The 11,129-nt window shown below is 65.5% G+C and carries 10 protein-coding genes; 9 read left to right on the top strand and 1 reads right to left on the bottom strand.

What is annotated here, in order from left to right:
* Positions 1-231 precede the first annotated feature (231 nt).
* The 3 genes from ACTJKX_RS10730 to ACTJKX_RS10740 all read left to right on the top strand — a co-directional run bounded on the left by ACTJKX_RS10730 (position 232) and on the right by ACTJKX_RS10740 (position 4,468).
* On the top strand, positions 232-1,848 hold the full coding sequence (locus tag ACTJKX_RS10730; protein WP_440725247.1) for an FGGY-family carbohydrate kinase: 1,617 nt from the start codon (positions 232-234) through the stop codon (positions 1,846-1,848).
* A gap of 159 nt (positions 1,849-2,007) precedes the next feature.
* Positions 2,008-3,075 (top strand): substrate-binding domain-containing protein, encoded by a 1,068-nt coding sequence (locus tag ACTJKX_RS10735; RefSeq protein ID WP_440725248.1) that lies wholly within the window; start codon positions 2,008-2,010, stop codon positions 3,073-3,075.
* 22 nt (positions 3,076-3,097) lie between these two features.
* Positions 3,098-4,468, top strand: coding sequence for an FGGY-family carbohydrate kinase (locus ACTJKX_RS10740; RefSeq protein WP_440725249.1), 1,371 nt, complete (start codon positions 3,098-3,100; stop codon positions 4,466-4,468).
* Positions 4,469-4,488: 20 nt separating this feature from the next.
* On the opposite strand, the gene ACTJKX_RS10745 is transcribed toward ACTJKX_RS10740, so the two are convergent.
* Entirely contained in the window at positions 4,489-5,064 is a 576-nt protein-coding gene (locus tag ACTJKX_RS10745; protein WP_440725250.1) for a tyrosine phosphatase family protein, read from the bottom strand.
* A gap of 315 nt (positions 5,065-5,379) precedes the next feature.
* Between ACTJKX_RS10745 and rhaS the strand changes: the two genes are divergently transcribed.
* The 6 genes from rhaS (at position 5,380) to ACTJKX_RS10775 (ending at position 10,818) form a co-directional block, all read left to right on the top strand.
* On the top strand, positions 5,380-6,372 hold the full coding sequence (gene rhaS / locus ACTJKX_RS10750) for a rhamnose ABC transporter substrate-binding protein (protein ID WP_322432595.1): 993 nt from the start codon (positions 5,380-5,382) through the stop codon (positions 6,370-6,372).
* Positions 6,373-6,588: 216 nt separating this feature from the next.
* Entirely contained in the window at positions 6,589-8,085 is a 1,497-nt protein-coding gene (locus ACTJKX_RS10755) for a sugar ABC transporter ATP-binding protein (RefSeq protein WP_440725251.1), read from the top strand.
* Positions 8,082-9,089 carry an ABC transporter permease gene (locus ACTJKX_RS10760; RefSeq protein ID WP_440725252.1) on the top strand — a complete coding sequence of 336 codons (1,008 nt, stop codon included), beginning with the start codon at positions 8,082-8,084 and terminating at the stop codon, positions 9,087-9,089. The genes ACTJKX_RS10755 and ACTJKX_RS10760 overlap by 4 nt, the downstream gene beginning before the upstream one ends.
* The gene (locus ACTJKX_RS10765; protein ID WP_394310996.1) at positions 9,089-10,090 is read left to right on the top strand and encodes an ABC transporter permease; all 1,002 of its coding nucleotides are present in this window, start codon (positions 9,089-9,091) and stop codon (positions 10,088-10,090) included. Before ACTJKX_RS10760 ends, ACTJKX_RS10765 begins: the two co-directional genes overlap by 1 nt.
* Positions 10,091-10,186: 96 nt before the next feature.
* Positions 10,187-10,435 carry a type II toxin-antitoxin system VapB family antitoxin gene (locus ACTJKX_RS10770; RefSeq protein ID WP_440725253.1) on the top strand — a complete coding sequence of 83 codons (249 nt, stop codon included), beginning with the start codon at positions 10,187-10,189 and terminating at the stop codon, positions 10,433-10,435.
* On the top strand, positions 10,432-10,818 hold the full coding sequence (locus tag ACTJKX_RS10775) for a type II toxin-antitoxin system VapC family toxin (RefSeq protein WP_440725254.1): 387 nt from the start codon (positions 10,432-10,434) through the stop codon (positions 10,816-10,818). The genes ACTJKX_RS10770 and ACTJKX_RS10775 overlap by 4 nt, the downstream gene beginning before the upstream one ends.
* Positions 10,819-11,129: the final 311 nt, after the last annotated feature.

The following is an 11,129-nucleotide window of genomic DNA, read 5'->3' on the forward strand; positions in this document are numbered from 1 at the left end:
CCATGGCGAGCCGTTCCGGGGCTGTGCCTTCGCGGGTTCGATCCAAATGTTTGCACGACGGCATGATGTCCCCCACTAATCCGCTTGTGTTCCGATCGAAAAGCAATGACGCTCGGTGAAATTCGTATCAGCCCCGCCGGCCAATCGAGGTTGCCAAGCCCGGGCACCCCTTTAAGCTGAAGGCTCAGAGCAGCGGAAGGCTGCAGCATAGATCCGGGAGCGAACCGCGAGATGGGCGATCAGTATTTCATCGGTGTCGATGTGGGCACGGGGTCGGCCAGGGCCGGCGTGTTCGACGCCAAGGGCAAGCTGCTTGGTTCGGCCAAGCAGGCAATCACCATCTGGCACGAGCCCGGCGATATCGTCGAGCAATCCTCCGAGAACATCTGGCAGGCGGTCTGCGCCTCCGTGAAGGGAGCGCTGGCCGAGGCTGCGGTCGAGCCGGGTGTCATTGCCGGCATCGGCTTCGACGCGACCTGCTCGCTGGTGGTGGTGGGCAAGCAGGGCGAGCCGCTTTCCGTCGGCCCGTCCGACGATCCCAACCGCAACGTCATCGTCTGGATGGACCATCGTTCGCTCGACCAGACCCGGCGCATCAACGAGACCGGCGAAGAGGTGCTGCGCTATGTCGGTGGCGTGATCTCGCCGGAGATGGAGACGCCCAAGCTGCTCTGGCTGAGGGAGCACAAGCCGGAGATCTTCGCCTCGGCTGGCTATTTCTTCGACCTGCCGGATTATCTGAGCTGGCGCGCCACCGGCTCGCTGTCGCGCTCGGTCTGCACAGTCACCTGCAAATGGACCTATCTGGCGCATGAGAAGCGCTGGGACGCCGGCTATTTCCACAAGATCGGGCTGGGTGCGCTGGCCGATGAAGGCTTCGCCCGTATCGGCGACACCATCGTGGATGTCGGTTCGCCGCTCGGTTCCGGCCTGACCGAGGCGGCAGCCGCCGATCTCGGCCTGACGGCGGGCATTCCTGTCGGCGCCTCGCTGATCGATGCCCATGCCGGCGGCATCGGCACCGTCGGCGCGGCCGGCAAGGACGGCCAGGGTGCCGACGTGACCGCGCGCCTCGCCTATGTCTTCGGCACCTCGGCCTGCACCATGGCGAGCACGCGCGAGGCCGCTTTCGTGCCGGGTGTGTGGGGCCCCTATTTCTCGGCGATGGTGCCCGGCCTCTGGCTGAACGAGGGCGGGCAGTCGGCCGCCGGCGCGGCGCTCGACCATCTCCTCACTCTGCATCCCGCCTACGCCCAGGCCGTGGAGCGGGCCGAGACCGCCGGCCGGCCGCTGTTGGCCTGGCTGGAGGCGCAGGCCAATCTCGCCGGCGATGCCACTCTGGCACGCAGCATTCACGTCGTGCCCGAATTCCTCGGCAATCGGGCGCCCCATGCCGATCCCGATGCCCGTGCGGTGATCGCGGGGCTGGATCTGGAAGACGATCTCGACAGCCTGGTCAGGCTTTATGTCGCCGGACTGTGCGGCCTTGCCTATGGCGCGCGGCAGATCGTCGAGGTCATGGCGGCCAAGGGCATCGTGCTCCAGCAGATCATTATCTCGGGCGGCGCGGCCCAGAGCCCGTTGGTCCGCCAGATCATCGCCGACGCAACCGGCATCGAGGTTGCGGTAGCCGATACGCCGGAGCCTGTCCTGCTCGGTGCGGCCATGCTCGGCGCCGTGGCCGGCAAGGCCTATCCCGCCTTGGCCGAGGCGATGAGCGGCATGTCCGCACTCGGAGCTACCTATGCGCCCGGGCAAGGCGAGATCCGCGCCTTCCACGAGAAGAAGTTCAAGGTCTATGAAGCCCTGCAGGCCGCGGGGCGCCAGGCCCGCGAACTGATGGCCTGAGGCAAGGCGATTTCGCGGTAACGCCGTGATTGCAAAGATCACGGCATGTGATGAGATGGGTGCGGTCGTGATTCGGCCGCTCTCGCTGCCGGTCCGGTCGTTCGACCGGGCTTGCGGTGTTCTTTGCCGTTTTTTGCACCATCCCCGGACGGAGTTACCATGACCGACACCTTCAGCCGCCGCCAGATCGTCACGCTGCTGGGGGGGCTGGGGTTAGTCGGCATGTCGTCCAGCGCTCTTTCGGCCCCCAGCCCGAAACCCAAGCCCAAGGCCGATCCGACGCCTGTCTTGCCGGTGACCGAGGGCAGGCTGCGCGTCGGGGTGATCGTGCCGGTCAAGGACGATCCCTTCTACAAGGCCTGCGCCGACGGAGCCCAGGAGGCCGCGACGCAGATCGGCACGCTCGATATGGCCGTGGCTGCGCCGGAAAAGCGCCTGGTGCGCGAGCAGGCCCTCTTCATCAACGGCTTCGTGAAGCAGAAGGTCGATGCCATCCTGATCAGCCCCATCGATGCCGGCCTGCTGGCGCCGCTGTGCAAGCGCGCCATGATCCGCGGCATCAAGGTGGTCTCCTTCGAGCAGGCCCTGCCGGCCAATTCGCGCATGGCCCATGTCGATCCCGTCAGCAGTCGCGGCAAAGCGGAGACCTTCCTTCAGATGCTGGCCGACGATGCCAAGGATGGCGGTGACGTCGCCATCCTGGCCGGTGCGCGCAATGGCGCGGATGGACAGGGGCTGGTTTCGGAGACCATGCAGCAATGGCTCAAGCCGGCCTATGGCAAGCTCAAGCTCGCCGACACGCTCTATGACAATGACAATGAAAAGGCCGGCTATGCCGCCGCGGACTTCGTGCTGAGGCAGCGCCCCAATCTCAAGGGCCTGCTGGTCTTCAGCCCGGCGGCGCTGGTGGGGGCGGCGCAATGCGTTTCGGACAGGGGCCTTGCCGGCAAGGTCTTCGTCACCGGCTTCGGCCGGCCGGCCACGTTGAAGGCCGCCATGTCGGCCAAGGCGGTGGAATATTTCGCGACCGCCAATCCGGTGGATATCGGCTATGCCGCCATGCAGATTGCCGCGGCGCTGGCCAGGAACACCATGACCACAGGCACGGGCAGCCTGGTCACCGCAGGCCGTCTCGGCCAAATCGCGCTCGGGGAGAACAGTATCGCCACGCTGCGTCCCTTCGTGGTCGATGCCAAGAATTTCGACAAATATGCCGATCTCTATTGAGGCGTAATCCTGCGAGCCGACCATGTCCGTCACCGCCGTGCTCGATGTCGGCAAGACCAATGTGAAGCTGGTCCTGTTCGACGGCTCCGCCAGCCTCTGGCAGGCTTCGATGCCGAACCGGCCGCTGGCGGGCCCGCTCTATCCGCATGCGGATGTCGAGGCGATCTGGCGCTTCCTGATGGAAGGGCTGCGCCAGGCTGGCGCCGAGCATGCCATCGCCGACATCGCCGTCACCACCCATGGCGCTGCCATGGCCCTGATCGGTGAGGACGATCTGGCGCTGCCGGTGATGGACTACGAGTTCGAGGGCGTCGGCGACGTCGAGGCCGAGTATGCGCCGTTCCGCCCGCCCTTTGCCGAAACCCTGTCGCCGCCGATGTCGGCGGGGCTCAATTCCGGCAAGCAGATCTTCTACCAGCAGCGGCGCCATCCCGAAGCCTTCGCGCGTGTCCGGCACATCGTGCCCTATCCGCAATATTTCACCTGGCGCCTCACCGGCATCGCCCGCAACGAGGTCACCGGTATCGGCGGCCATTCCGATTTGTGGGCCGTCCGTGAAAGGCGCCTGTCCTCTCTGGTTGTCAGCTGCGGATGGCAGGCGCTGTTCCCGCCGCCGATCGCGGCCTATGCCGTGCTCGGCCCGCTGCGACCCGAGGTTCGGGCCGAGACCGGCCTGCCCGACACGGTGCGGGTGCGTGCCGGCATCCACGATTCCAACGGCTCGATCCTGCCGCATCTGATCGCCTTCGAGCCGCCCTTCACCTTGGTTTCCTCCGGCACCTGGGCGGTGATCATGGCCTTGGGCGCCGATCCCGGCCGGCTCGATGCAGCCCGGGACATGCAGGCTTATGCCGATGTCGAGGGCCGGCCGGTGCCGGCGGCCAAATTCATGGGCGGGCGGGAATATGCGGTGATCCTCGACGGTGCCTCGCCGACCTGCTCGCTTGCCGATGCCGCGGCCGTGATGGCGGCCGGTGTGCTGGCGCTGCCGAGCTTCGTGCCCAATGGCGGCCCCTTTCCGGCGCATCCCGGCGAGATCCGGGGCACGCTGCCGGCCGGCGAGGGCATGCGGGCGGCGCTTGCCAGCCTCTATTGCGTGCTGCTGACCGACTATCTCCTGGAGGCGCTCGGCGCTGTCAGCGGCCCCTTGTTGATCGAGGGCAGCTTTGCCGCCAATCCGGTCTATTGCAGCCTGCTCGCGGCGCTGCGCCCGGGGCAGGCGGTCCTGCCCAGCCTCGACAGTTCAGGCACCGCCTACGGCGCCTCTCTTCTCGCGACCTGGCCCGATATGCCGGCCCGCGAGCCGGCACGGCCGGCGATGGCCTATGCCGATACCGAGTCCCTGCTGGGCTACAGGGCGGCATGGCGGGCGGCGCTCCCGTCGACGGCCTGATACGAGGCGAAAGGCTGGCCTCAGGCGGCCATCTCGACCTCGCGCCCGCGGCCGAGCCGCACCATCCAGTCGGCCATGTCGGGGCGGTGCTGCTTCTGGAAGGCATAGTGCCGGCGAAGGGCCTCCTTGAGACGCCCGCCCCGGCCGAGCAGGTCGTCGGCGAAGCCGATCAAGACGGAGTTGGGCCAGGCCTGCGGGCGGATCGTGCGCAGGCGGGTAAAAATCTCGTCCTCCGCCAGGCTCGCATCGGAGCGGGCCATCAGCGTCGCCATCGCAGCCGTCGAGCGCGAAACCCCCATATGGCAATGCACTAGCAGGCGTTCGGGCACGAGGACGGCGCCGGCTTCGTCGCGGGCGAAGCGCAGAATTTCGGCCATGTGCTCGCGCGCCGGCATGATCTTGCCGGGCATCGGGTCGATGATGTCGTCGAATTGCAGGATGGTGCGCTGGTGCTCGCCATAGGCGCGAAAGGCCGCGAGGTCGGGCCAGTCGGGATCGACGATCGAGAGCACATGGCTGACGCCGGAGCCGCTGAACTGATCGAGTTCGTCGATGCCGCAGACGGTCCAGGCCGCAAAGGTGGGAAGGGAAGTCATCGGTTCCATTGGCAATGTGAGGGGAGGGGTGATTTCGACTGTCGTAGCCCCTGGTCTCGTGGTCATCAAGGCCTTCGCGCGAAGGTCCGGGCAAGGCGATGGCGACGTGGCGAAAATTAATCAGACAAATTGCAGCCGACTCTTGCATTCGCCGGCGAGGCGGGCATGAATGGCGCCTCTGCGCGGGAGAGTCGGCGGCCAAGTCCGGCCGTCAAGCCGCCCGCGGGCAGACAGACCGGCAAGGCCGGCTGGCCAAGAACAGGAAATAAAACTGGAGGGAACGACATGTTCGACGATCAATCTCGTCGCAGCGCCTTGAAGATCCTGGGCGGCTCGCTGCTGGCGGGCGCCCTGCCGCTCGGTGCGGTCTCGCCGGCTTTCGCCGCCAACAAGCGTATCGCCCTGGTGGTGAAGAATCTCGGCAATTCCTATTTCGATGCCTGCCGCGACGGTGCCCAGCAAGCCGCCAAGGAACTCGGCGGCATCGAGATCATCTACACAGCCCCCACCAAGGCGACCGCCGAGGACCAGATCGCGGTGATCGACGCCCTGATCGCCCAGAAGGTCGACGGCATCATCGTCTCCGCCAATGACGCCAACGCCCTGGTGCCGGTCGGCAAGAAGGCGGCGCAGCGCGGCATCAAGGTGATCTCCTTCGACAGCGCCATCGCCAAGGGCGGGCGCATCATGCACCTCAACGCCTCCTCTACCGAGATGATCGGTGCCAAGCAGGTGCAGATGATTTCCAAGACCCTCAAGGGCGAGGGCGAGGTCGCCATCCTCTCCGCTGCTTCGACCATGACGAACCAGAATTCCTGGATCGCCGCGATGAAGCGGGAGTGGGAGAAGCCCGAATACGCCAAGCTCAAGCTGGTCGACACCGTCTATGGCGACGATCAGGACGACAAGTCCTATCGCGAGATGCAGGGCCTGGTGAAGACCCATCCCAATCTCAAGGGCGTGATCTCGCCCACCACCATCGGCATCCGCGCCGGCGCCAAGGCGATCATCGACGGCGGCCTCGCCGGCAAGGTCTTCATTACCGGTCTCGGCCTGCCCTCGGAAATGAAGGACGCCGTGCTGAAGGGCGCCTGCGATAGCTTTGCGATCTGGAACCCCGTCGATTACGGCTATTCGGCCACGCAGATCCTGGCCGGCATCATCGGTGGCGAGGACGCCAAGCCCGGCTCCACCGTGAAGATGGGGCGCATGGGCGAGACCAAGATCGGCGAGGACGGCGAGGCGGTGATGGGCGAACCGTTCACCTTCGACAAGTCGAACGTCGAGAAATACGCCAAGATCTTCTGAGGTTTGAGCAATAGCTGGGGCGAGTTCGAGGCTTTTTGAGCATGCCACGACGCCAAACGTCCCTTCTCCCCGTTCTTACGGGGAGAAGGTAGGATGAGGGGCAGCGTAGCGGATGCAAGATTACGCTTTGCACAGCCCCTCACCCTTACCCTCTCCCCGCGAGCGGGGCGAGGGCGCGGTAAATGTCGCGCTTGATCCCGGTTGCCGGACTGTTTCATGACCTCCACCCCTCTTCTCTCCCTTTCCGGCATCTCCAAGCGTTTCCCCGGCGTGCGGGCGCTGCATGACGTGCGCCTTGCCCTTCATCCCGGCGAGGTCACGGCGCTGCTCGGGGAGAACGGGGCCGGAAAGTCCACCATCGTGAAGATCCTCACCGGCATCTACACGCCGGACGAGGGCGAGCTTCGGGTCGGCGGGCAGGCCCTGCAGTTTTCGAGCCCGCGTGACGCCTGGGCGGCCGGCATCACCGCCATCCACCAGGAAACCATCATGTTCGACGAGCTCTCGGTCGCCGAGAACGTCTTCATGGGCCATATGCCGAAGGGGGCCGGCGGGCTGGTGGACTGGAGCGCCGTGCATGCGCGGACGCGCGAGCTGCTCAAGCGCCTCGATGCCGACATCGATCCGGGCGAGCCGCTGAAAGCCCTGAGCGTGGCCCAGAAGCATCTGGTCGAGATCGCTCGCGCTCTGTCCCACGAAGCGCGCATCGTCATCATGGACGAGCCGACGGCGGCGCTTTCGGCCCGCGAGATCGACGATCTCTTCCGCATCATCGACCAGCTCAAGGCCGAGGGACGGGCGATCCTGTTCATCAGCCACAAATTCGAGGAAATCTTCCGCGTCGCCGATCGCTGGCTCTGCCTGCGCGACGGCGAATATGTCGGCGATGGCGCGATCAGCGAAGCGACCCCGGCCGAACTCGTCCGCCTGATGGTCGGGCGTTCGATCGAGCAGGTCTTTCCCAAGCGCGAGGTGCCGATCGGCGACGTCGCGCTCCAGGTCAAGGATCTCGGCAATGAGAGCGAGTTCGCCGACATCTCCTTCACGCTGCGCCAGGGCGAGATCCTCGGCCTTTACGGGCTGGTCGGCGCCGGCCGGTCCGAGGCCATGCAGGCCGTGTTTGGGCTCTCCCGGCCTGATACCGGCGAGATTCTCGTGCGCGGCAAGGCTCGTGCCATCAAAAGCCCCGCCGACGCCATCGCCGCCGGCATCGCCTATGTGCCGGAGGATCGCCAGAGCCAGGGCGCCGTGCTGCCATTCGGCGTGCGCGAGAACACCACATTGGCCAGCCTGATACGCCATGCCCGCTTCGGCTTCCTGAGCCAGCATTCGGAGATCGCCGATACGCGCCGCTTGGGCACCAGGCTCGCGGTGAAGGCCGCCTCCTGGGACCAGAAACTGCAGGAACTGTCCGGCGGCAACCAACAGAAGGTGGTGATCGCCAAATGGCTCGCCACCAATCCCAAGGTCATCATCCTCGACGAGCCGACCAAGGGCATCGACGTCGGCTCCAAGGCCGCCGTGCACGACTTCATGGTGGACCTAGCCGCGGAAGGCCTCGCCGTGGTGCTGATCTCCTCCGAGCTGCCGGAGGTGATGGGCATGTCAGACCGCATCCTGGTGATGCATGAGGGGCGCATCGTGAAGGAATTCGCGCGGACCGAGATGGACGCCGCCGCCATCGTCACGGCAGCCACGGGAGGCCACGCATGAAAACCCTGTGGCGCCGCTACGGCCGCGAGATCATTCTTGCTCTCATCGTCGCAGGCATGGTGCTGGCCATCGGGCTGCGGGCACCGGTCTTCCTGAGCACGGACAGCCTGATGGGCGTGCTCAAGGACAGCGCCATCCTCGTCATGCTGGCGCTCGCCCAGATGACGGTGATCCTCATTCGCGGCATCGACTTGTCGGTGGCGGCCAATCTGGCGCTCAGCGGTATGGTCGCCGCCCTCTTTTCGATCGCGGCGCCCGACCTGCCGATCGGCCTGGTCATCCTGGTCGCCATCGCCGTCGGTACCTTCTTCGGCTTCGTCAACGGCGTGTTCATCGCGTTTGTCGGCATTCCCTCGATCGTGGTGACGCTCGGTACCCTCGCCATCTATCGCGGCCTCGTCTTCATCGTCTCGGGCGGCAAGTGGATCAGTTCCGACAAGATGACCCCGGCCTTCCTGAACTTTCCGCATGCCACCTTCCTCGGCCTGTCGAGCCTGGTCTGGTTCGCCATTGCGGTGGCGGTGGCGATGGCCCTTTTCCTTGGGCGCACCACCATCGGCCGCGGGCTCTATGCGGTGGGCGGCAACCCGGTGGCGGCGCGCTATTGCGGCATCGATCTCGCCCGCCAGCAATTGCTGGTCTTCACCCTGTCCGGCGCGGTGTCCGGCCTGTGCGGCTATCTGTGGGTGGCCCGCTTCGGCATCGCCTATACCGAGATCGCGCTCGGCTACGAGCTCAGCGTGATCGCGGCCTGCGTAATCGGCGGCGTTTCCATCGGCGGCGGCATCGGCTCGGTCAGCGGTGCGCTGCTCGGCGCCCTGTTCCTCGGCGTGGTGGTCAATGCCCTGCCGGTGATCAACGTTTCGCCCTTCTGGCAGATGGCGATCTCCGGCGCGGTGATCCTGGCGGCCGTGGTGGTCAATGCCCGCGCCGAGCGCAAGGGCGGCAAGCTGATCCTGCCCGAGGCGCGCCGCCGCGCCGCCGCCAGAGAAGGAGCCCGGTGATGACGGACACCGCCCGCTACCAGGTGCTCGACCGCGCGCCCCGCACGCTGGCAGACCGCCTGCTGCGCTGGGAGACCATCCTCTGCCTGCTGCTGGCGGCGGTGATCGTGGTCAATGCGCTGGGCTCGCCCTATTTCCTCGATCTCTACAACCTCTCCGATATGACCCAGAACTTCTCGGAGAAGGCGATCATCGCGCTCGGCATGGCACTCCTGATCCTCACCCGGGAAATCGACCTCTCCGTCGCCGCCATCGTGGCGCTGGCCTCGCTCGCCATCGGCTATGGGGCGCAGGCGGGCTATGGGCCTGTCATGCTGATCGCCATCGGCCTTGGCGTCGGCATCGTCTGCGGCGCCTTCAATGGCTGGCTGGTCACCGGCTTCGGCCTGCCCTCGATCGTGGTCACCATCGGCACCATGTCGCTCTATCGCGGCATCGCCCAGGTCGTGCTGGGTGACCAGGCGATCACCACCTATCCGGAGGACTACACCAACCTCGCCCAGCTCTACATCGTCCAGGAGCCGCCGCTTTACCTGGCCTTCATCCTGTTCCTGGTCCTGGCCGTGGTCTTCACCGTCGTGCTGCATTTCACCGTGTGGGGGCGCATGCTCTATGCCATCGGCAACAACCCGGTGGCGGCGCGTTTCTCCGGCATCCCGGTCAATCGCATCCGTTTCCTCATCTTCGTGCTGACGGGCCTCCTGTCCGGGCTCGCCTCGGCCCTGCTCACCGCCCGCATCGGCTCGACCCGGCCCAACATCGCGCTGGGCTGGGAACTCGAAGTGGTGACCATGGTGGTACTGGGCGGCATCTCGATCGCCGGCGGCTCGGGCACCATGCCGGGCGTGGTGATCGCCGTCTTCGTGCTCGGCCTCACCACTTTCGGGCTGACGCTGATCAACGTGCCCGGCATCGTCATCGCCGTCATCCTCGGCGTGCTGCTGGTGGCGGCGATCGCTCTGCCGATCATCGTGCGGCGGATGCTGGGGATGCGGGGGTAGGGCCTGGGCGCAGAGCTGGGCTCTCAAGGCCGTTATTGATTGACAGGCAGGGTAGAAAGGTAGAAATTTCGGGATCTTTCTAGAATGGAGGTTGCGATGTGCCTCAGCATCAAGGATCCCGAGGCCTATCGGCTGGCGCAGGCCATCTCCCGTGCCACGGGCGAGAACATGACACGCGTGGTCATCGAGGCGCTGCGCGACAGCTTCGCCAGGGTCGAACAACGCAAGGCCAAGGCAAGCGTCGCGGAACTACTGGCTATCGCCGATCGGGCCGCCTCGCATGTGCGGCGCCCCTATGCCGATCATGCCGACCTGCTCTACGACGAAAAAGGCCTGCCGAAATGATTCTCGATACGTCGGCCGTCGTCGCCATTCTCTATCGCAAGCCGGAAGCGGCGGCTTATGTCCAGCGCATTCACGACGCAGAGATCTGCCGTATCAGCGTGGCGAGTTACGTCGAACTGTCCATGGTGATCGAGAACCAGCTTGGCTCCGAGGGGATGCGGCAGGCCGAAGCCTTTTTTCGTCGCGCCGGCATCGTCGTCGAACCGGTAACGATCGATCAAGGGGAATTGGCCCGTCAGGCCTTTCTCGATTTCGGCAAGGGGCGTCACAAGGCCGGACTGAATTTCGGAGACTGCTTCTCCTATGCCTTGGCCAAAGCCATGGGCGAGCCGCTGCTGTTCAAGGGCAATGATTTCGGCCAGACGGATGTCGGCGTCGCCTGACGGGAACGCAGGCCCCTGACGTCCTATCCGGCGCGAAACACCTTCGCATCGACCTGACAAGATCTCGCCACAATGGCGATTTTTCAGAACTCTCTGTCTCGCTTCGATGTGATCACATTTCGTTTCTTGCTGCCATGCTGGGGTTGCGCGCAAGAAAAAGTCGTGCTGCCGCTTTTATATGCTTGTCCCCAGCTTGGAATTATGCCATGTCAGCCATCCATATTAGGACAGCTATGCTGTCCCATTATGGATGCTGCCGCCTTTCGGGGCAGCCCGCGGACCAGCCGAAGATGGCCCACAGGCCCGGCTTG

Source organism: Labrys sp. 22185 (assembly GCF_052045555.1).
Lineage (GTDB): Bacteria > Pseudomonadota > Alphaproteobacteria > Rhizobiales > Labraceae > Labrys > Labrys neptuniae.